This is a genomic window from Archangium sp. (assembly GCF_057119385.1).
Genome location: NZ_DBNGVP010000164.1, coordinates 65,794 through 86,769, shown reverse-complemented (window position 1 = coordinate 86,769; position 20,976 = coordinate 65,794). Strand labels below are relative to the sequence as shown.

The 20,976-nt window shown below is 68.1% G+C and carries 15 protein-coding genes; 1 reads left to right on the top strand and 14 read right to left on the bottom strand.

What is annotated here, in order from left to right:
• Nucleotides 1–85: 85 nt before the first annotated feature.
• The 12 genes from AC16DP_RS40105 to AC16DP_RS40050 form a co-directional block, all read right to left on the bottom strand.
• Complete coding sequence (locus AC16DP_RS40105; protein ID WP_329732044.1) at nt 86–1,342, bottom strand: MFS transporter; 1,257 nt, start codon at nt 1,340–1,342, stop codon at nt 86–88.
• Nucleotides 1,343–1,351: 9 nt separating this feature from the next.
• The gene (locus tag AC16DP_RS40100; RefSeq protein WP_329732043.1) at nt 1,352–2,296 is read right to left on the bottom strand and encodes an ABC transporter substrate-binding protein; all 945 of its coding nucleotides are present in this window, start codon (nt 2,294–2,296) and stop codon (nt 1,352–1,354) included.
• Between the two features lie 57 nt (nt 2,297–2,353).
• Nucleotides 2,354–2,974 carry a GDP-mannose pyrophosphatase NudK gene (nudK, locus tag AC16DP_RS40095; protein WP_329732042.1) on the bottom strand — a complete coding sequence of 207 codons (621 nt, stop codon included), beginning with the start codon at nt 2,972–2,974 and terminating at the stop codon, nt 2,354–2,356.
• 1 nt (nt 2,975) lies between these two features.
• Nucleotides 2,976–3,884 carry an S-methyl-5'-thioadenosine phosphorylase gene (gene mtnP / locus AC16DP_RS40090; RefSeq protein WP_329732041.1) on the bottom strand — a complete coding sequence of 303 codons (909 nt, stop codon included), beginning with the start codon at nt 3,882–3,884 and terminating at the stop codon, nt 2,976–2,978.
• A complete protein-coding gene (locus tag AC16DP_RS40085; RefSeq protein WP_329732040.1) occupies nt 3,881–5,008 on the bottom strand; it encodes a fatty acid desaturase family protein in 1,128 nt (375 codons plus the stop codon). The genes mtnP and AC16DP_RS40085 overlap by 4 nt, the downstream gene beginning before the upstream one ends.
• 12 nt (nt 5,009–5,020) lie before the next feature.
• Nucleotides 5,021–5,698, bottom strand: coding sequence for an HAD family hydrolase (locus tag AC16DP_RS40080; RefSeq protein ID WP_329732039.1), 678 nt, complete (start codon nt 5,696–5,698; stop codon nt 5,021–5,023).
• On the bottom strand, nt 5,691–7,031 hold the full coding sequence (locus AC16DP_RS40075) for an NAD(P)/FAD-dependent oxidoreductase (protein WP_329732038.1): 1,341 nt from the start codon (nt 7,029–7,031) through the stop codon (nt 5,691–5,693). Before AC16DP_RS40075 ends, AC16DP_RS40080 begins: the two co-directional genes overlap by 8 nt.
• Before the next feature lie 34 nt (nt 7,032–7,065).
• Nucleotides 7,066–8,193 (bottom strand): DegT/DnrJ/EryC1/StrS family aminotransferase, encoded by a 1,128-nt coding sequence (locus AC16DP_RS40070; RefSeq protein ID WP_329732037.1) that lies wholly within the window; start codon nt 8,191–8,193, stop codon nt 7,066–7,068.
• Nucleotides 8,190–8,696: an NUDIX hydrolase gene (locus AC16DP_RS40065; RefSeq protein ID WP_329732036.1), complete on the bottom strand. Its 507-nt coding sequence runs from the start codon at nt 8,694–8,696 to the stop codon at nt 8,190–8,192. The genes AC16DP_RS40070 and AC16DP_RS40065 overlap by 4 nt, the downstream gene beginning before the upstream one ends.
• A gap of 15 nt (nt 8,697–8,711) precedes the next feature.
• A complete protein-coding gene (locus tag AC16DP_RS40060) occupies nt 8,712–9,818 on the bottom strand; it encodes a DegT/DnrJ/EryC1/StrS family aminotransferase (protein WP_329732035.1) in 1,107 nt (368 codons plus the stop codon).
• Entirely contained in the window at nt 9,811–10,866 is a 1,056-nt protein-coding gene (locus AC16DP_RS40055) for a Gfo/Idh/MocA family protein (protein WP_329732034.1), read from the bottom strand. The genes AC16DP_RS40060 and AC16DP_RS40055 overlap by 8 nt, the downstream gene beginning before the upstream one ends.
• Before the next feature lie 241 nt (nt 10,867–11,107).
• Nucleotides 11,108–12,340, bottom strand: coding sequence for an IS3 family transposase (locus AC16DP_RS40050; RefSeq protein ID WP_329732033.1), 1,233 nt, complete (start codon nt 12,338–12,340; stop codon nt 11,108–11,110).
• A 340-nt stretch (nt 12,341–12,680) separates the two neighbouring features.
• Here AC16DP_RS40050 and AC16DP_RS40045 point away from each other — a divergent pair, with 340 nt between their 5' ends.
• Nucleotides 12,681–13,781: a citrate synthase gene (locus AC16DP_RS40045; RefSeq protein ID WP_329732032.1), complete on the top strand. Its 1,101-nt coding sequence runs from the start codon at nt 12,681–12,683 to the stop codon at nt 13,779–13,781.
• A 24-nt stretch (nt 13,782–13,805) separates the two neighbouring features.
• On the opposite strand, the gene AC16DP_RS40040 is transcribed toward AC16DP_RS40045, so the two are convergent.
• Nucleotides 13,806–15,203 (bottom strand): cytochrome P450, encoded by a 1,398-nt coding sequence (locus AC16DP_RS40040; protein WP_329732031.1) that lies wholly within the window; start codon nt 15,201–15,203, stop codon nt 13,806–13,808.
• Nucleotides 15,204–15,283: 80 nt separating this feature from the next.
• Nucleotides 15,284–20,896, bottom strand: coding sequence for an Ig-like domain-containing protein (locus AC16DP_RS40035; RefSeq protein WP_329732030.1), 5,613 nt, complete (start codon nt 20,894–20,896; stop codon nt 15,284–15,286).
• Nucleotides 20,897–20,976: the final 80 nt, after the last annotated feature.

The window sequence follows — 20,976 nt, the reverse complement described above, 5'->3', positions numbered from 1 at the left end:
TTTTCGTTCGCGAGGCAGACCCATGCCCGGGCAGTCAATGCCCTCCAGCAAGGGACCTCGTCTCGAGACGACGAACGTCTCGTCACTACGGGGTTGGAGACAGCTTCACCTCCCGCCCCACCGTGAACCGGCGGGCGAGCAGGATCGCGAAGAAGACATAGATGCCAACGACACCAATCGGGATGGAGGGACCGAAGGCATCGGCGACGACACCCGCGGTCAGCGTGCTCACGGTGATGGCCGTATCCGCGCCCAGACGCCAGATCGAATACACTCGCCCCGAGTGCTCCGCGGGGCACGCGGCATGGAGCCCGCTCCACAAGGCGATGGTCTGGATGGCCATCGCCGCTCCAGCCACGGCCGTCAGCAGCACGATCACCGGCAGGCTCGTGGCGAAGGACATCAAGCCGAACGCACCTCCGATCGAAATCCAGGCGGCCGTCGCGTAGGCCAGCGCGTGCCGGCCCATCTTGAGGCGCGTGGAGAAGAAGCCCGCCACCAGCCCGCCGATTCCGAAGGCGGTGACCGCGGAGGCATGGCCGGAAGTCCCGCCGCCCGTGGTGTCCAGGGTCAGGCGCGGCAGGAATACGTAATAGCAGGCGCCATACGCGGCGTTGAAGAGGCACTCGGCCACGATGATGTACTGCAGCGCGGGCTGCTGGCGGATCACCCCCATCGCCTCCTTCAGGTCGGCGACCAGCCCCTTGCGCTGCTTGCGCTCACTGCGAAAGTCCCGGACCTCGAGACGGCGTCCCGCCACGGCCATGCCCGCGTAGAACAGCCCGATGAACGCATAGAGGTTGAAGAGCGAGGTCACACTGCGCAGCGCGTTCGCGAGCAACGGAGCGGTGAGGCGAGCCGTGCGCTTCGCCGTGTCGGCGATCCCATTGAGCTGCTGGGTATCCACCCCTTCGTGCGACAGACCTCGCACGAGCGAGTAGAAGCTGGGCGCCTCGAAGGTGCGGCAGGTGGAGATCGCGAAGGCGAACAGGCACAGCAGGGGCACGTCCACCCAGCCGAGTTTCGAGAGGCCCGCCACCAGCAACGCGAGCACGCTGCACACCAGGTTCGCGGCGATGATCGTGCGCCGGGGCGGCGCGGAATCCGCATGAGCCCCCGCGGGCAGGCTGAACAGCCAGAGCGGCGTGCGGCTCGACATGCTCGCGATCGCGGTGGCGGTCGACGAGTGCGTCAGCTCCCACACGATCCAGATCAGGGCGACATCCTGGATGACGTCCGCCATGAAGACCGCCAGACGGCCGAGAAACACCATCTGGACGTTGCGTTGGCGCAACGGACTCACCTGGCTCGCGGCAACTCCTGGCGCGGACGACGTGGTCATGAAGGTTCCTCAAACGGCTGCCGGCGTGAAGATGCGGCGCCAACCCTCGCACGCGGACGCCCTTGAAGCAGCCGCCTGGGCGGCGTTGATGGGGTGGACCTGGAGCCCTTGCTCCTTCGGCAGGGGGTCCGCTTCACCCACCAGGACGATTTTCTTGTATTTCCTGTAAATCGAGCAAGCCTCGGGTGACAGCATCCACTCCAGGGCCCTGGACGCCGGCTCCCCGCGGGCGGAGCCGGCGCGCAGCGCGAAGCCCTCGGGCTCCGAGCCCGCGGCGTCGGCCGGAATCACCATCTTGACGGGCAGCCCCATGCGCGCCATCCGCTCCGCGGCAATGGACACGGTGACGCCGATGGCGGCCTCGTCTCCCGCGACCGCCAGGCAGGGGGCGAACGCGGAGCGCTCGATGAGCGGCCGGTTCGCGGACACACCGCGGAGGATCTCCCACGTCCTGGCCTCCCCCGTCATCTGCAGCAGGGCCGTCAGGTGGAGGAAACCCGCCCCGGAGTAGGTCGGGTCTGGCACGACCAGCTCCCCGCCGTAGCGCACGTCCGCCAGGTCCTCCCAGCGGGTCGGTATCGGAAGGCCCCGCCGGGCCAGGCGCGCCTCGTTCACGCAGAACGCGGGAACGAAGGCGGAGGGACAGAACCAGCGCGACTCGGGATCCCTGGCCGACGCCGGCAGGCGGCGCACCCGCTCCGACTCCAGGGGCGCGAACCAGCCGCGCAACTCGGGGGCCAACATCGTCGTCAGCGCCCATCCCAGGATGATGTCCCAGGAGCCGTTCGGTCCCTCGGCGAGGAGCCGCTCGAGCAGGGCGGCGGTGGACATCCGTTCCATCCGGATCCGGAGATCCGGATTCGCCGCCTCGATGCCCTGGACATACTCGGCCAGCTCGTACTCCTCCATGGCGCTATACGCCACCACGGTCTGCTTCTGATGCACGTCTGTCATTCGATGTCCTCATGAAAGCAGACCCGGGTCAGACGGGCATTCCCCCCGGGTCTGCGCTCAGTCCAGCAGCCCCGCCAGCCTGGCGTGTTGCAGGAGCATGATGGTCTTGCCGTCCATGATCTCGCCCGTGGAGATCATCCGCAGCGCCTGAGCGAGCGGAAGCTCGAGGACCTCGATGTCCTCGCCATCCGAATGTACCCCGCCGCCCTCCCCCGTCTTGTCCCGATCGGCGTACTCCCCCACGAAGAAGTGGAGGATTTCGGTGACCGAGCCCGGGCTCATGAAAGCCTCGAACACCTTTCTGACATTGTTGACCAGAAAGCCGGTCTCCTCCTCGGTCTCGCGCTTGATACACGTCTCCGCGTCATCCTTGTCCAGCAGGCCGGCACAGGTCTCGATCAGCATCCCATGGTGGCCATTGACAAACGCGGGAAACCGGAACTGCCGCGTGAGGATGACGGTCTTCTTCTCACGGTTGTAGAGCAGGATGGTGGCGCCATTGCCACGGTCGTACGTCTCCCGGCTGACCTGCTGCCACGAGCCGTCCTTGCGCTTGAAGTCAAAGGTCGTCTTTCGCAGGACATACCAATCATCCGACAGGACGACAACGTCTTTGATCCGGATGCGGTCTCGCATGTCTTCGGGGGCGCGGACGCCGCGCGCGGTTTCGCCACTCATATTATCTGGAACCTCCATCCCGGGATTGGATGATACGGGGGACGACGAACCCCAACCGGCTGAGCATCTCGGGACTGCGCGAAGCGGGATGCGTCATGATGGCCGTGTCGAGCGCACGCTCACAACCCTGAGGACATGACTCCTGGTGGTCCGCCAGCACGTCGCACACATGCTCCACAAGCGAGTTGGCCTGCACGGCGATCCGCTCCATCCGCTCACTGACCAGGCTGGCGGTCACGGCCTCATGACTGTCATACCAACAGTCATAATCCGTGGGCATGGCGACCATCGCATAGCAGAGCTCCGCCTCACGTGCCAGTTTGGCTTCTGGCATGGCCGTCATTCCAATCACCGTCCCGCCCCAACTCCTGTACAGATTGGACTCGGCGCGCGTCGAGAACTGCGGCCCCTCCATCACCACGTAGGTTCCGCCATTGACATACGTCAACTTCAACTTCGAGGCCACGTCCGCCAGCGCCGTCCGCATCCGCGTGCAGACCGGGTCGCCAAAAGGAACGTGCCCGACGAGCCCCCGTCCGAAGAAGGTCTTCTCCCGCTGGATCGTCCGGTCGATGAATTGATCCACGAGCACGAACGAGCCCGGCGGACACTCCTCCCGCAGGCTCCCCACGGCGCTGAGCGAGAGCAACTGCGTGCAGCCGACGTGCTTCAACGCCGCGATGTTGGCGCGCACGTTGATCTGCGAGGGAGGAGTCTGGTGGCCGGGCCCGTGGCGCTGGAGGAAGGCGACCTGGGCGCGGCCGAGCGTCCCGAGGATCACCTCGTCCGAGGGCTCCCCGAAGGGGGTCTCCACCTTCACCCGCTGGACGCTGGACAGGGAGAGCAGCTTGCTCAATCCGCTCCCGCCAATGATACCGATACGAGGGACCTTCACGCTTTTGTCCGTCACCGCTCCTCCTGGATGTACAAAGTGGGTTCAACCCGGGTCTCGGCCGAGACGAGGCGCTCCTTCAGCTCGGAGAGCGCGGAAGGAATGCCGTCGCGCGAGAACAGCAGGCCTTCGCTCGCATGCGCTGTGTAGCGCGGCTCCTCCACCTTCAAAACCCGGTCGATCGCCGGCAGGTAGTTCCAGCGCACGCCCGGGTACAGGGAATGGGCCAGGTGATAGGCATCCGACGTCGGGCAGAGGAACACGCGGACCAGCCAGCCAGAAAACCCCCGGTAGTCCGTGGGGCGTCCCGCCAGGAACTCCCGGGTCAGACGGTCCTCGGACCAGCCTGGCGTCTTGAACCAACGATGCTCCGTCAGGAGCGACACCCAGGCGAACAGGGAGTAGGTGGTCACCAGGGGAACGAGCCAGCCCCAGACAATCGCCTTCCAGCCCGCCGCGGCATACAGCAGCGCGGAGAGCACCAGCAGCGTCACCACCCGGGCCACCGCGGTGATGGGCCGATGGTTGAGCAGGCTGTTGCGCACCATCGTCTTGAGGTTGACCATCATTCCCGAGGGCGAGAGCGGATGGAACAGCCGGCCGATGAACTGCGCATGGGTCATGCCACTGCGCATCCCGCCGTCACGGACGCGCGCGCGGTTCGGATCGAGCTTCTCGTGATTCGGGTGGCGGTGATGCTCCTGGGTATGGGTGATCTGCCGGCTGTGCATGTCCCGCTTGAACGCCGGGAACTGATAGAACACATCGGAGAGCCACCACTGCCAGGCGTGCGAGCGGCACAGGGCGTAGTGCACCGCGTTGTGCCCGAACTCCTGGAGGGCCCGGAAGCGGCCTCCCACCCAGAAGCACACCGCCACCCAGGCCAGGGGATGGTCAACCCACCGTGCGAGCAGGAGCGCGATGAAGATGTCGAGCCACGTCCACACGAACGGGAGGGGCGCGAACCACTCATCCAGTGGTTTGTACAGAAGCTCCCGCGTCCCCTCCAGACGCGGGCGGAGCCGGGAGATGCGCAGAACCCGCTCCGGGTCCGAGTAATAGAGGGACACGGCCGCGCGGAACAACAGCGTCGAACACAGCAGCGCGGCGAGCAGCAGTGGCAACGATTCAGTGGGAAGCATGGGATGAATACCTCAGCGGTTGGGCACGACCCTGCCCCAAGGCAGGTCCTCGAACAGGGCTGGGATTCCAGTCATCCGCGGGGAATTGCATGCGCCCAGGCGGTCCTCGTCCTGGTGCCCGCACGACAGGATGCAGCTGTTCCACCCCAGGGCCGCGGCGACCTCCGCGTCGTGGGTGGTGTCTCCCACATAGAGGATGCGCTCGCCCGGCAGCCCCAGCTTCGCGTGAAGGATGTGCCCCTCCTCGAGCTTGCTCGTCCCCTTTTCATCCCCCAATCCACACACATGGGTGAAGTACCCGCTGAGCCTCTTCGCCTCGAGGGTCCGCACCAGGGTGGGCCGGTAGGACGCGGACAGGATGGATGACCCGATGCCATTCTCACGCAGACACTCCAGCAACTCCAGCGCGCCCTCGTTCAACGCGCAGTGCCGCACCCGCGCGTCGAAAACAGCCAGGTACTCCCGGAGGATGTCGCTGAAGGCAATCCGCTCCAGATCGAAGCCGAGCGAGGAATAGAACGCGGAGATCGGAAACTGGAACCGGGCACGGTAGAACTCCCGCGTGACGGCGGGGACACCGAACCGGGCGCACACCTGGTTGACCCCAGTCACGGCCAGGTCCACGTCGTCGAGCAGCGTCCCGTTCCAATCCCAGACGACATGTTGAATCTGGTTCCAGACCTTACGCATGGGAATCATCGTTCACCGTCTTGCCCAAACGCGGGAGCAGCTTGTGGAGGACGACCCGGGCCGCGATTTCAGGCCGGAAGAGCTGACTCGGGGAAACCACCAGGTTGGTGACTCCCACCTGGGTCTGCAGCGCCAGCCGGTGGGAGGCGGCCAGCTCGCAGAGCCCCGAGCCGTACCAATGATGGAACCGCAGCCCGAGCGAGCGGCGGCCCTGCGTCTCCGGAAACCGCATGTCCTCGGACACCGCCATGTTCCACGCGGGCTCGACGACCTGGGCCATCAACGCCTGGATGGCACGGGCGCTGGTGCCTCCCTGCTTCCATACGGGAAGTTGCCGCCTCAGCACGTCGGCTTCCAGCGAGCAGAGCGTCATGCCCTGGCTGTACAACGGGTTCATGCTGCACAACGCGTCGCCCATGACCACGAGCCCCTCGGGCCACACCGGCATGTCCTCGTAGTGGCGCCGCAAGCTGCCCGGAATGGCGAAGCCCGCGACGTCCGAGAGGGGCTCCGCCTCCCGGATGATCTCCTGGATATCCGGGACCGGCAGCTTCCCGAGGAACCGGAGGAACTCCTCGGGGTCCGGCTTGGGGAATTCACCGAACCACCCGCCCGTGGTGACGAGCCAACGATTCCCCTCGATGGGACTGATCACCCCCATGGCCCGGCCATGGGGAGGCCTTGGCAGGACGAGCAGCACCTTCCAGCGATCGGCGAACTCGGGCCGCCGCCGGTAGATGCGGGACGCATAGCCGAGCTTCGTCTCGACGAGGGTCTTCTTCACCTCGCCCAGCCCCTCCTTCGCCAGCCACTCGGCCACGCGAGAGCCCCGCCCGTTGACGTCGATCACCAGCTCCGCCGACAACTCCCGGACCGGAGCGGACCCGTCCAACACCACCCCGTGGACGCGGGGCGCGCCCTCCCGGCGCAACAGGAAGCCCATGGCCCGGGTCTTGGAATGGACGGTGATCCGCGGATTGGCCCGGATGCGCCGGCGGACGATGTTGTCGAGCAGGCCCCGGCTGCAGTAGTGCGCGCTCACCCCGGTCTTGAACCGGTTCTTCCACTGACCATAGTGGAAGCATTTGACATCATGCCCCTGGTCCGCGATGTCCGCGCCGGCCTGGACCAGCTCGGCCAGGAGACCCGGGAAGACCTCCTCCATGACCTGCTTGCCACGCAGCAGCAGCAGATGGACGTGCTTCTCCTGCGGGACGCCGCGCCGATCACCCAGGCCGTCCTCGAAGTCGCCCTTCTCGATGATCGTGACCCGCTCGAACTCCGAAGACAGCACTTCGGCGGCGAGACAGCCACCAATACTGCCGCCAAGCACGATGGCATGTCTGCCTTTAGATCTGTCCAAGGAATCATCCCTCATAGGCATTCACCGCCGCGACGATATGTTGGAGATCCTCGTCCGAGAGCTGCGGGTGCAGGGGAATCGTCGTCAGCGAGCGCAGCAACTCCCGGGCGTTCTTGCAGTCCCGCCGGCGGTCCGCCAGGAGCGGGTAGTTGTACAGGGGTTGGTTGTCGTACTTCTTGACGTCCGAGGGGACACCCTTCCTGTCCAGGTGCTCGACGAAGCGCCGGCCGTCCCCCTTCACCACCTGCAGGAGGAGGGCGTAACCGTTGATGGTTCCCCCTTCGACGATGGGCAGCTCCCGGACGAGCGGGTTGTGGATGCGCTCGAGGAGGTACCGGCGATTGCGCGCACGGATCTCCAGCTGCCAGTCGAGCGCCTGCAGCCGGGCGAGTCCCACGGCCGCTTGCAGTCCACCCAGCTTGTAGTTGAGGCCCACCCGTTGGCCATCGAGGTTTCCGAACCGGGTGTACGCCCGCATCTTCGCGTCCCGGGAGGCATCGTTCGTCATCACGAAGCCCCCCTCGCCGGTGGACATGAACTTGCCTTCGTGGGTGCTGAAGCAGGCGATGTCGCCGAACTCCGCCAGCCACCTCCCCTGCAGGCGCGTCACATGGCAATGGGCCAGATCGAGGATCAATGGGACGCCATGGGCGTGAGCGAGGGTCCGCAGCTCATCCGCCCTCGACGGGTATCCCCACATGGGGACCTCGATGATGCCGCGCGTTCGTGGCGACATGACCCTTGCCAGGTCTTCCGGATCCAGCCCGAAGTCATGGGGGCGCACGTCACAGAAGACCGGCACGAGCCCGCGCGCCATGACGGGCAGGACCGTGCAGATGGGGCAGCTGGGGGGAACGATGATTTCATCACCCACCTGCCACTCGATGCCTTCCAGGGCGACCGAGACCGCGACCGCGCCCGAGGAGACCGCCAGCACGTGGCGCATCCCGTAGCGCTCCGAGATCTTCCGCTCGTACTGCTCCACGATCGGCGCGGTTCCGGTCAGGCCCGTCTCCAGGGCCTGCCGCAGGTACAGCTCGTCATCGGGATGACGGTGCCGGAACGCATCGTTGATCCGCCGGCGGGGCAGCTCTTCCCGCGCGCCCCTGGACGCGGCTCCTGGCGTGCTCATGCCGCCACCTGCTCCTTCAGCGTGTCCATGGCCCGCCAGATCTCCTCGTCCTCGAACACCCGCCGCAGCAGGACGCGGAAGTTGGGGAACAGCTTCAGGTCCGCGAGCTCCTCCTGGCTGAAGAAGCGGGCCGCATGGACCTCGCCATTGGCGATGCAGTTCGTATCCAGAGCCACGCACAGGTAGATCAGATCGATGTGGTAGTGGTGGCCCTTGGGATCATTGATGCGCTCACACAACACCCGGTAGGGCGTGTGCAGCACATGGACGTCGGCCTCGGGGTCAGCCAACGGTGTGTCGAGAAGACCCAGGATCCTCGCTTGTATCCCCGTTTCCTCGCTGATCTCGCGAAGCACGGCATCATCTGGTGACTCCGTGCTTTCGATATGCCCACCCGGGTAGAGCCAGACACCGAGCTTCCGGTGGTGGATCAACAGCACCTTGCGATCCGGATGGAGAACGAAACCCGACGCGGTCCACTGCTTGGGCAAGCGAGGATCCATGGTGTTCACGCCGGCCTACCTCTCCTGGTAGGCATTGACGACGCCTACCATGTAATCAATGTCTTCACCCGACAGGGCCGGATGCACGGGGATGGTCGTCATGGTGTTGAGCAGCCGCTCACCCTGGGGGCACGGGCGGCGGAACTGCTCGACGGCCGGGAACCCGTACAGGCAGCGGCAGCCATAGCGCTTGATGTCCGACGGGATGCCGTGCTCGTCCAGGTAGTCGATGAAGCGGCGGTTGTCGGCGAAGCTCGTGCGCAGGGTGAGGAAGTAGTAGTTCGTCCTCGCGCCGGTGATCCGCGTGAACTCACGGACGGACGGATGGGTGAGCTGGGACAGGAACCGCTCCGCGTGCTCGCGGCGGCCCTCCAGCTGCCGATCCAGGTACTTGAGCCGGTTCTTGCCGAGCGCGGCGGCGAGCCCGCCCAGCTTGAAGTTCAGGCCGAAGTCACGGCCGTTCAGGTTGCCGAACCGGCTGTAGTCCCGGCAGCGCCTGGCCAGGTCATCGTTGTCCGTGAGGATGAAGCCCCCCTCCCCCGTCGCCAGCGGCTTGCGCTCGTGGGTGCTGAAACAGGATAGGTCTCCGTACGCGGAGAGCGAGCGTCCATGCAGCGTGGAGCCGTGCGAGTGGGCGAGGTCCAGGATGAGCGGAATGCCGGCCTTGCGTGCGGCCTGCTGCAGCTCGTCGACCTCGGTCGGCATGCCCCACATCGGGATCTCGATGATGGCGCGGGTCTTCTTGGTGATCACCCGCGCCAGGTCCTCGAGGTCCACACTGAAGCTGTCCGGACGGGTGTCCACGAACACCGGCTTGGCGCCCATGTCCATGATCGGGTAGACGGTGCACAGCGGGCAGGTGGGCGTCAGCACCACCTCGTCACCGGCCTTCACGCCCGCGGCCGCCAGCGCCACCGTGATGGCCGCGCCGCCGGACGAGATGGCGATGGCGTTGCGGTTCGAGAAGTAGGCGCGAAGAGCCGCCTCGTACTCGGTGACGATGTCGGAGGTTCCCGACAAGCCACTGGCCAGGGCCGCGGCCAGGGCGGGCTGATCATCCTCGTAGCTCGCGCGGTATTTGTCGGAGATGACTCGCTTGTTCTTCACGGATGCCTCAGCCATTGGCCACACTCCTCTTCTGCACCCCAGTGACACTCAAGGACGGCGCCGCCACGACGCCCGGTTGGACCTCCGCCGCGCACACCTGCTCGATCACCTGGTAGGTCGGAATCATGCTCTCGAAATCCGCCTCGAAGCGGGTACCGGAGCGGATGGCGTTGAAGAACCCCGTCAGCTCGGTGAAATAGCCGCTGCGGACATAACCCGAGTCCAGGGGGCCCGGCTGCCAGGCATTGCGCCAGCGCTTGTCTCCGCCCACCACCTGCGAGGAGATCTCCGCGTCGTGGAGCGTGATGTTCCACAGGTTGTCGAGGGCGATCATGCTCGACCTGTCGCCGATCACCTTCATGTCGAACTCGAAATAGGGGAACATGCTGCCCGTCAGGATGGACGCGGACCGCCCGGACGAGAACGTGATGTCGATCCGCGCCAGCATCGCATCGGTCCCGTGCTGGACGGTGGAGTGGACGTCCGTCACGTGCTCGTCCTTGCCGAAGGCCGTCGTCAGATCGATCGAGTGGATCGTCTGGGCGAGCAGGAACGAGCGGAGGGTGGAGGAGAGACCCCACATGGGAGCGCGGGGCTTGCCCGCGTAGTGGTTGATCTGCACATGCATCGTCCGGCCGAACTTCTCGCTCGCGGCGATCTTCCGCAGGTGCTGGACCGGGCGGGCGAAGCGGAAGTTGAGGCCCACGCCGGTCACCACCCGCTTGCGCGCCGCCGCGTCGATCATGTCCTTGAGCTCATTGAGCGTGAAGCACGGCGGCTTCTCGACGAAGACATGGATGCCGCGCTCAATGGCCATCAGGGAGATGTCCCGATGGGCCTGAGGAGGACAGGCCAACACCAGCGCGTCCGGGCCCATGATGTTGATCATCGTCGCGACATCCTTGAAGACCTGGACGTCACGGACGTAGCCCTTCACCTCTTCCGCGCGCTCGAGCGACACATCACAAGCGGCGACGATCTGAATCTCGGGAATCTGCAACAGCGAGGGGAGGAGGTTTTCCTTCGTCTGCGCCCCGATGCCAACCAATCCAACGCGTATCAAGCGACGTTCCTCGTTTCTCCGCGGTATCGGCGACGCAGGAGAACGGCCCTGGGACATGTGCGGATGGCCGTTACACCCCTGCTGACTGCATTGCCGGCCCGGCGGCTGCCCAACCTCCCTCTACGGGTTGCTGGGATGAGCGCTCACCAGGCGACAACAATGCTGCCACCGCAGGACGTGCTTTCGTGGCAGGGCATGGATCTCATGCGAAGACCCATCGCCCGCCACGGGACGTTCTGTGTCAAGGGAGTTGTCGCCTGATGGGTAAAGGCCGCGCTTGCGGAGGTTCCCTCAATAGAGTCCCTCCCTGATGAACGCGCACGCCCCAGAAGGGCCAGACCTTCATCTGGACCGGAACAGGTGGGTGCCAGCGCCGGGGACCCCCAGACCACCGGACACCCGAGCGGAGCCGGGCCTGTTCGTAGACCGTGCGCCGCCTCGCGAGCACGGAGGCATCGCGCCCGAAATATCTGTCGTCGGGAGAGACGAAAGACAAGCTTCCGTGGAGGTGCTCGTGGTTGTACCAGGAGACGAACCGGCCCATCCAGGCCCGCGCGAGCGCCAGGGAGGAGAAGGTGACGGGGTAGTCCTTGTGTCTCTTCAAGGTGCTGAACAACGCCTCGGCATGGGGATTGTCGTTGCTGACCTGGGGGCGGCTGAACGAGGGCACGATTCCCAACCGCTGGAGGGTGCACAGCATCGTGGTCCCTCTCATCGGCCGGCCATTGTCGGAGTGCAACACGAGTCCCGCCGGATTGATTCCGTTCTCCTCGCACACCTTGCGGACGAAGCTGGCGGCATGCTCCGCACGCTCCTCGCGGTGGATCCTCCATCCCATGATGCGCCGGCTGAAGACATCCATCACCATGTAGAGGTAGAGGAAGGAGCCCCGGCCCGGGCCATTCAGGTAGGTGATGTCCCAGCTCCAGACCTGATTGGGCGCCGAGACACGCCGCTCGTGTCCGGGCTGCGGTCTGGTGCTGAAGTCCCTGGCGCACCACTCGCGTTTGTACGCGCGGAGGAGGCGATACATGGTGGACTCCGAGGCCACATAGATGCCCTGATCCGCGAGTCTCGGAACGATTTGTCTGGGGGAAAGCCCCTCGAAGAAGGGGGAGTGGAGCAATTCCAGGACGAGCCTACGCTCCTGATCGCTGAGGCGGTTGGCAGGGCAGCGACGCGCCATGCGCCGACGATCCTGGACGCACTCGGGTTTGCGCCAACGTTGCACGGTCCGCGCCGAGACGCCCAGCAACCGGCACGCCAGGGACAACCGCGCGCCATCCGCGATGGCATGCGCCACCAGATGACAGACCTTGAGCCGGACGTCTGGAGTGTGGAGCCGCCCCCGCCCCCCCACGACGAGGCCCTTCGCGTTCCTCGACAGGGTCACCAGTGCGCGAGCCTCCGCGAGCGCCTGTTCCTTGCGGCTCAGTTCCCGTGCGAGCGCCTTTACCCCCTGCGGTGCGGTCATCGAGCCAGGAGAGTGGATTCGCCGGGAAGAGGGGGCCCTGGGGTTCGCGTGCTCAAGTCCGGGACCGCGCACCTCATCGAGGCCGTACAGTTCACGCATTTCCATGCGCCCCAGTATCTGGTGGTGCGCGAATGCCGTCCAAGAAGCGTGTCGCCCGGGCCAGCCCGCGCGCAGGTGCCTCCTGGAGCGGCCCGTCAGCCGGAGCCGTGCACGAGGTGACCGGAGACGTGGTGCTGGACAAGAGGACGTCTGGCGTGGTGCAGCCAGGGACATGTCGATTGTCGAATCGAGTTTTGGGCCCGTGGGCGGCGCGTTACAGCCTGTATCGGAGGGCACCAACATGGGCACGACGCAAACGGCTGTGCAGGCGGGACTCGAAGGCGTGGTGGTCGCCGAGACACGGTTGAGCGAAGTCGACGGTGAGCGAGGGCGGCTGGTGATTGCCGGCGGTGACGTGGAGTCACTCGCCGGAACCCGCTCGTTCGAGGAGGTGTGCGCGCGGCTCTGGGCACCCTACGCGAAGCAGCCGCTCCCGGACTCGCTCCAGGCGGCGCTGGGCGAGGCCCGGGTGCGTGCCTTCGGGCTGCTCGATGGGTTGGGGGATGCGCTCTCGGCGAAGGACGGCATGGACGCCCTGCGGGCCGCGGCGGCCCACGTGCCGGAGCACCCCGAGGGAGAACTGGCCACGCAGCTCCTGTTGACGGGGGCCCTCGCCGTGTTCGCGGGAGCGTGGGGGCGGCGCGGACGCGGGCTCGCGCCAGTACGCCCGGACCCGACGCTGTCCCACGCGGCGGACCTGCTGCGCATGGTGACCGGTGAGCACCATCCCGAGCGTGCCGCCGGGCTCGACGCCTACCTGGTCACCGTCTCCGACCACGGGCTGAATGCCTCCACCTTCACCGCTCGGGTGATCGCCTCGACGGGCTCGGACGCCGTGTCGGCGGTGGTGGGGGCCATTGGCGCGTTGAAGGGGCCGCTGCATGGCGGCGCTCCCGGGCCGGTGCTGGACATGCTCGACGGCATTGCCCGCCCGGAGCGGGCCACGTCCTGGCTCGAGGAGGAGCTGCGGGCCGGGCGCCGCATCATGGGCATGGGCCACCGCATCTACCGCGTGAGGGATCCCCGCGCGGCGGTGCTGGAGCGAGCCCTCGAGCGGCTCGAGCGCGGGGGGCTGCGGACCGAGCGGCTCGCCCTCGCCCGAGCGGTGGAGCGCGCGGCCGAGGACCTTCTGCGCCAGCGCTACCCGGACCGGCCCCTGCGCGCGAACGTGGAGTTCTACACCGCCGTGCTGCTCGACGCGGTGGGCCTCGACCGCACCATGTTCTCGCCCACCTTCGCCTGTGGCCGCGTCGCCGGGTGGCTCGGGCACATCTCCGAGCAGCGGGCGACGGGACGCCTCATCCGGCCCGCGTCGCGCTACGTGGGGCCGATGCCGGAATGAGGGGGTGATCCCCCGCTCCCGCCGTCAGTTCCGTGACTCGACGATGACGGGCACTCCCCCGCGAGGCGCCAGGGTGACGCCTCGCCGCGACACCTGGAACGTGTAGGGGGTGGCGGGCCGGAGCTTCACCCGGCGGAGGACCTCGGCGAAGACAATCCGCATCTCATACGTGGCGAAGGCCATGCCGAGGCAGCGCCGGGCCCCTCCGCCGAAGGGAAAGTATTCGTAGGGGCTGGGGCGCTTGCCCACGAAGCGCTCCGGGTTGAAGCGCTCGGGCTCGGGCCACAGGTCCGGGCGGCGATGGGTGAGGTAGGCGCACGCCATCACCGCCATGCCGGCGGGCACGTCCCACTCGCCCACCTTCATGGGCCGCTGCAGCACCCGGCCCACCGCGGGAGCCACGGGCACCAGCCGCAACGTCTCCTTCAATGTCGCGTCCAGGTACTCCAGGCGGTTCACCTGCTCGGGCGAGAGCGGCCCCGTTCCCGCCACCTGCCGCAGCTCCTCCCGGAGCTTCTCCTCCACCTCGGGGTGCTGGAGGACGAAGTGGAAGGCCCACGCGAGCGTGGTCGCGGTGGTCTCGTGTCCGGCCGCGAGCAGGGTGATGGCCTCGTCGCGCAGCTCCTGGTCGGACATGGGCTGGCCCTGCTCGTCACGGGCCTGCATGAGCAGGGACAGGACGTCCTCGCGCTTCTCGACCCCCTCGGCGCGCCGCCGGGCAATCTCCGCGAAGAGGTACGCGTCCACCTCCTGCATGAGGCGGCTGAGCTGGGTCCACGGCAGGGCGCGGCTCACGTTGACCTTCCAGGGCCCGAGCTGAATCGGATCCCTCCCCACCGCGAGCAGCGCGAGCATCCGCTCCGCCGGGAGCAGGGCGCTCATGTACAGCACGGCATTGTGCGAGCCCATGTCGAGCATCCGCGCGAAGAGCTCGTGGAAGTGCGTGAACGTCTCGCCCTCGGCGAGGCCGAAGACCGTCTTGAGAATGATGTCCAGGGTGATGTCCTGGAACACCTCGTGGAGGGTGAAGGCCTTGCCCTGTGCCCATCCGTCGATGGAGCGGCTGGCGGACTCGCGCATGGACAGCCCGTAGGACAGCATCCGCTCGCCGTGGAAGGGCGGCGTCATCATCCGCCGCTCGCGGATGTGCTCCTGGTCATCGAGCAACAGCAGCGAACTCTTCCCCACCACGGATTCCAGCACCCGGTTCACCGGCCCCACGTAGAGGTCCTCCGGCTTGCCCGTGAAGAGCTGACGCACCATCTCCACGTCGCGGGTGAAGAAGAACGGCGGGGTGTTGGGGAACTGCATCACGAAGCTGTCGCCGTGGCGTTGGACCGACTCCTCCATGAACCGCAGCGGATGGGCGACCCATTGGTGGAGCTGGAGGAAGGGCGGCAGGTGGATGCGAGGAGGTTGCATGGGTAGAGGCTCCGGAGAAGCCAGGAGTCTACCGGAAGTGCCAGGCCCGCCCGTCCATCACTCGGGCGGGCCCGTGACTCCTACCGCGACGAGAGGCGGCCGCGGCGCCCCATCCGCGCCAGGGCCAGCAGGCCCAGCAGGGAGGCCACCCCTCCCGTGGGGGACGAAGTGCAGCCGCAACCCCTCGGCTCCTCTTCCTCCTCCTCCGGAGGCTCCATCACCGTGAAGGTGCTCGGAGCCGAAGCCTCGCTGACGTTGCCCGCTCCATCCCTGGCCGTGGCGCTCACCGTGTGCGGGCCCTGTGCCAGTTGATAGAGCGAGTTGACGCTCCATGCCGACGAGGCATCCGCCCGGGTCGTCCCCACGACGAGCCCATCCACCGTCACCACCACCGTGCTGTTCGCTTCGGCGCGCCCCGAGAAGCGCAGCTCGCTGGGACTCACGGTCGCGCCAGTGGTGGGCGTCAGCACCTCGGGCGGAGCCGGGGCCACACTGTCCACCACGAAGTCACGAGGTGAGGAGACAGGGCTGGTGTTGCCCACGGCGTCCGTAGCGGTAGCCGTGACCGTGTGCGCTCCCTGTGCCAGCGGCGAGGCCACGGTGAACGTCCAGGCCCCGGAATCATTGGCCCTCACCGTCCCCACCCCGGTGCCATCCAGCCTCACGGTCACCAGGCTGCCCGCCTCCGCGGTGCCCGAGATCGTTGGCGTCGCGGTGGTGACGACACCCGCCGGTGCCGTGAGCACGGGAGCCTCCGGCGCCACCGTGTCCTCCACGTCCACCGAGAAGCCACGGGTCGCGGAAGCCACGCTGGTATTGCCCGCGGCATCCGTGGCGGTGGCCGCCACCGTGTGCGAGCCCCGGGACAGCGGCGAGGCCGGTGTGAAGCTCCAGTCCCCGGAGGCGCTGGCCGTCGCCGTCCCCGCCACGGTGCCATCCAGCCTCACGGTCACCATGCTGCCCGACTCCGCCGTCCCCGAGATGGTGGGCATCGTGGTGCCGACGCTCGCCGCCGGGGCCGTCAGCACCGGTGCGCTCGGGGCCACCGTGTCCACCGTGAAGCCGCGGGCCTCGGAAGGCACGCCGGTATTGCCCGCCACATCCGTGGCGGTGGCCGTGACCGTGTGTGCTCCCTGGGTCAGCGGAGAGGCCAGCGTGAAGCTCCAGGTTCCCGAGGTATTGGCCGTCACCATCCCTACCCTGGTCCCATCCACCGTCACGCTCACCGTGCTGCTCGCCTCGGCGGTGCCCGAGATGATCGGCGTCGTGGTGCGGACGAAGGCCGCTGGAGCCGTAAGCACGGGGGCAGCCGGCGCCACCGTGTCCACGGTGAAATTGCGCGACGAGGAAGCGGAGCTGGTATTGCCCGCCGCATCCGTGGCGGTGGCGCTGGCCGTGTGCGCTCCCTGCGCCAGCGGCGTGACCACGCTCAAGCTCCAGGTTCCCGAGGGACTGGCCGTCACCGTCCCCGCATTCGCCCCATCCAGCTTCACACTCACCGTGCTGCTCGCCTCGGCGGTGCCCGAGATGATCGGGGTCGGAGTGTTGACGAAGGCGGCGGGTCCCATGAGCGTGGGAGCCGACGGTGCCACCGTGTCCACGGTGAAGCCGCGGGCCGCGGAAGGCGCGCTGATGTTGCCCGCCGCATCCGTGGCGGTGGCGGTGACCGTGTGAGATCCCTGCGTCAGCGCGGCGGTCGTGGCCAGGCTCCAGTCCCCGGAGGCATTGGCCACCACGGTCCTCGCGCTTCCGCTGTCCAGCCGCACCGCCACCGTGCTCCCCGCCTCCGCGGTCCCCGAGATGATCGGCATCGTGGTGCCGATGAGCGCGGCCGGAGCCGTGATCACGGGGGACGGCGGGGCCACCGTGTCCACGGTGAAGCCATAGGCCGCGGAAGGCGTGCTGGTGTTGCCCGCCGCGTCCGTGGCGGTGGAGGTGACCGTGTGCGCCCCCTGCGCCAGCGGTGACGCCGGGGTGAAGCTCCAGGTCCCCGAGGCATTGACCGTCACCGTTCCCACCTCGGTACCGTCCAGGGTCACCCTCACCGAGCTCCCCACCTCCGCCCTGCCCGAGATGACCGGCGTCACGTTGCTGACGATGGCGGCCGGAGCGGTGATCTCGGGAGCCGCCGGGGCCACCGAGTCCACGGTGAAGGCGCGCGGCGCGGAGACGGGGCTGGTGTTGCCCACAGCATCCGTGGCGGTGGCCGTGGCGGTGTAGGGCCCCTGGCCGAGCGGAGAGGTCAGCGTGAGGCTCCAGGTCCCCATGGCATCGGCCTTCACCGTCCCGATGGCAGCACCATCCAGCATGACCGTGACCGTGCTTCCCGCCTCCGCCGTCCCCGCGAGGGTGGGCGTGGCGGTGTTGACGAGCGCCGCCGGGGCCGTCAGCACCGGCGCGGGCGGTGGGCCATCGACGAAGACCACCGCGCCCCCGGGAATGGCGTTGGCCGTCACGCTCATCAGGTAGTACCCGTCCAGCACGGACGGCACCCGCATCACGAACGAGGTGCTCGAGAAGTCCTGCAAGACCACGGAGGTCCGCCTCCCTCCCTCCAACGCCTGGAGGGAGACGAGCGGGAAGTTGGCGCCGGAGTTCTGGGTGGTGCCACTGTGGGCCTCGGAGATGCCACGCAGGCCGATCCCATTCACGGTGACCGCCGCTCCCGACTGGAGGGAGGCCGGGGGAGTCACGAGGGGCCGCCACGCCTCGACGGCCCCCGTATCCTCGTACACCTCCGCGCTGTCCAGGGCTCCCGTGGCCGCGCTCCCTCCCACCGCGAGCACCCTGCCCGCTGGCAGCGGCGTCGCGGTGAAGTCGGCGCGGGCGGTCCCCAACGCCCCCACGGAACTGAAGGTCCCCGTGGACGGAGCGTAGAGCTCCGCGCTGGTCAGACGGCCCGCGGTCCCCAGGCCCGAAGCCACCAGGACCCTGCCCGAGGGCAGCGCCAGCGCCACATGGCGGGAGCGAGCGAAGACCAGGGCGCCCGTGGCGCTGAAGGTACCGCCCACCGGATCATACAGCTCGGCCGAGGCCACGGCGCCCGAGGCGCCGCTTCCACCCACCAGCAGCACCTTGCCCGAGGGAAGGAGCGTCGCCGTGTGGTCGGCCCGCGCGCTCGACAGCGTGCCGGTCCCCCGGAAGGTGCCCGTTACCGGGTCATACAGCTCCGCGCTGGCCAGCGGCGCCGAGGAGGACTGACCGCCGGCCACGAGCACCTTGCCCGTGTTCAGCAACGTCGCCGTGTGGCCGGAGCGCGCCGTGCCCAGCGAGCCCGTGGACAGCCACGTCCCCGAGGCGGGAGCGTACAGCTCGGCGCTGAGCAGCGGACCCGAGGCGCCCTGGCCTCCCGTCACCAGCACCATACCTCCGGGCAACAGCGTCGCCGTGTGCCGGGTGCGCGCCGTGCCCAACGCGCCCGCGCTGCTCCAGGTCCCCGCCGCCAGGTCATACACCTCCGCGCTGGTGATCGGACCGCTCGCCCCCTCTCCGCCCGTCACGAGCACCTTGCCCGAGGGCAGCAGCGTCGCCGTGTGCCGGGCGCGAGCCGTGCTCAACGCGCCCGTGGTGCTCCAGGTCCCCGCCGCCGGGTCATACAGCTCCACGCGGGTCAGGAACCCCGAGGCCCCCTGCCCTCCCACGACGAGCACCTTGCCATTGGGCAACAGCGTCGTCGTGTGCGAGGAGCGGCCCGCCGTCAGCGAGCCCGTGGTGCTCCAGGTCCCCGTCGCCGGGAAGTAGAGCTCCGAGGCGGCGGTGGGGCCCGAATAGCCTCCGGCCACCATGACCGAGCCATCGGGCAGCAGCGTCATCGAGTAGTCGTCGCGGAGCACCTCCAGGGAGCCGGTGGTGCTCCAGGTGCCCGCGGCCGGGTCATACACCTCCGGGTTGACGATGAAGGCCCCGCCACTGGAGGAGCTGTACATGTACCCGGGCCCCACCAGCACCTTGCCATTCGGCAGCAGCACCGCCCCATGGTACTGGTGCGGTTTGGCCATCGAGCCGGTGGCGTTCCAGGTCTGCGTCTGGGGATCGTACAACTCCGCGCTCGCGAGGGTGTTGGCGGTGAAGCTTCCATTGGAGCCTCCGGCCACCAGCACCCTGCCGTTGGGGAGCAGCGTCGCCGTGTGGTCGTCGCGGGCGGAGAGCATCGGCGCGTTGGTGCTGCTCCAGGAGCCCGTGGCCGGATCGTACAGCTGCGCGACGGCGGTGACGGTGTTGCTTCCCGCGTAGCCTCCCGCGACGAGCACCTTGCCCGTGCTCAGCAGCGTGGCCGTGTGGGAGACCACGGCCTTGACCAGGGAGCCGGTGGAGCTCCAGGTGCCCGTCGCCGGGTCATACAGCTCCGCGGTGGTGGAGGGCATGCTCGTCCCATCCACACCGCCGGCGACGAGCACCTTGCCGTTGTTCAACAGCGTCGCCGTGTGGCCGAAACGCGAGGTGTCCATCGAGCCGGTGAGGCCCCAGATGCCCGTCACCGGATCGTACAGCTCGCAGCTCCGGGTCGAGCCAGGCGTGTAGCCTCCGGCGATCAGCACCTTGCCATTGGGCAGCAGGGTCGCCGTATGGTGTTCCCGCGCATTGGCCAGGGTCCCCGCGGCGCTCCAGGTGCCCGTCGCCGGATCGTACAGCTCCGTGCTGGCCATCTGAACGCCCCGGCCGCCCTCACTGTCACCTCCCGCCACGAGCACCTTGCCGTTGGGCAGCAGCGTCGCCGTCTGCCGGTAGCGGGCCGCCACCATCGAGCCCGTGGAGCTCCAGCCTGGATCCACCACCACGGGGCCCTCCAAGCCCTCCAACCCCACCTCCATCTCCACCCGCAGGGTCCGCCCCACCAGGGCCAGCCGAGGCAGGTTCCCCGGTCCACCCCGGCCAGCGGGCAGAACGCCCCCCAGCCTCACCTCGCCCTGGCGGCTGCGCCCCGCCGCGTCCCGAGCCACCACGTAGTGCAGCCGCACCACCGGTACGTCCGAGCCGTCCAGGAACTCCAGGTACTCGCCCGCGTCCCGCAGCACCTGGATGCCCTCGGGCACCTCCACCTCATAGGTGGCCCGGTACGGCCTCCCTCCGGCCTCCATCACCACGAACTCTTCCGCCCGCTGCGTCAGCGTCAGCCCCCGCGCCTCCAACCCCTGCGCGCCCTCCGCCGACCAGAAGTGCCTGGGTCCGTAGAAGGCCGCTCCCGCGACAGGCTTCGACGCCGCTCCCGCGCTGGAGGCCTGGGGCCTGGCCCGGAAGACGTAGCCCCGCGTGGCCACCTCCAACTCGCCGTTCTCCGTGGCCGGCAACCTCACCCGCAGCGCGGCCTCGGGATGGACGGGCATCCGCCGTGGCTCGGGCTCCGGGCTGCCCACGAGCTCCGGAAAGTACGCCCGCGCCAACTGGAGCGCGCTCTCCTCGCTCGGAGCCTCCTGCCACGCCCGCGCCGAAGGTGCTCGCGCCGGAGCCTGAGGCCAGGAGACGCGAGGCGCCTTCCGCGACGGCAGGACCTCCCGCGCGGCCTCCACCCGGAGTTCCCGCGGGTGCCCCACCGCCACCCAGCCCCCCTCGGTGGCGCGAGCCTTGACCGCCTCCTGCTCCTCACCCTGGCTGCAGCCCAGCCAGACACACAGGAGGGCCAGCCACGTCAGCCCGCCCCCGCGTGCAAACCTCGCGGCTCCCACACTCCGGCCATTCCTCTGCGCTGGTCTCACGGCGTCCCCCCTCCTGGGTATCGCATCCGCGGGTCCTCATGGAGGCCCCCGGGAGGGTGGAGACGACGACATGGGAAATG

What these genes read in the sequence shown, in the direction of transcription:
- AC16DP_RS40085 (WP_329732040.1), bottom strand. Translation starts at nt 5,008, where the DNA reads ATGCTTCCCACTGAATCGTTGCCACTGCTGCTCGCCGCGCTGCTGTGT.
- AC16DP_RS40105 (WP_329732044.1), bottom strand. Translation starts at nt 1,342, where the DNA reads ATGACCACGTCGTCCGCGCCAGGAGTTGCCGCGAGCCAGGTGAGTCCG.
- AC16DP_RS40070 (WP_329732037.1), bottom strand. Translation starts at nt 8,193, where the DNA reads ATGAGCACGCCAGGAGCCGCGTCCAGGGGCGCGCGGGAAGAGCTGCCC.
- AC16DP_RS40040 (WP_329732031.1), bottom strand. Translation starts at nt 15,203, where the DNA reads ATGCAACCTCCTCGCATCCACCTGCCGCCCTTCCTCCAGCTCCACCAA.
- nudK (WP_329732042.1), bottom strand. Translation starts at nt 2,974, where the DNA reads ATGAGTGGCGAAACCGCGCGCGGCGTCCGCGCCCCCGAAGACATGCGA.
- AC16DP_RS40045 (WP_329732032.1), top strand. Translation starts at nt 12,681, where the DNA reads ATGGGCACGACGCAAACGGCTGTGCAGGCGGGACTCGAAGGCGTGGTG.
- AC16DP_RS40080 (WP_329732039.1), bottom strand. Translation starts at nt 5,698, where the DNA reads ATGCGTAAGGTCTGGAACCAGATTCAACATGTCGTCTGGGATTGGAAC.
- AC16DP_RS40060 (WP_329732035.1), bottom strand. Translation starts at nt 9,818, where the DNA reads ATGGCTGAGGCATCCGTGAAGAACAAGCGAGTCATCTCCGACAAATAC.
- AC16DP_RS40065 (WP_329732036.1), bottom strand. Translation starts at nt 8,696, where the DNA reads ATGGATCCTCGCTTGCCCAAGCAGTGGACCGCGTCGGGTTTCGTTCTC.
- AC16DP_RS40100 (WP_329732043.1), bottom strand. Translation starts at nt 2,296, where the DNA reads ATGACAGACGTGCATCAGAAGCAGACCGTGGTGGCGTATAGCGCCATG.
- AC16DP_RS40050 (WP_329732033.1), bottom strand. Translation starts at nt 12,340, where the DNA reads ATGACCGCACCGCAGGGGGTAAAGGCGCTCGCACGGGAACTGAGCCGC.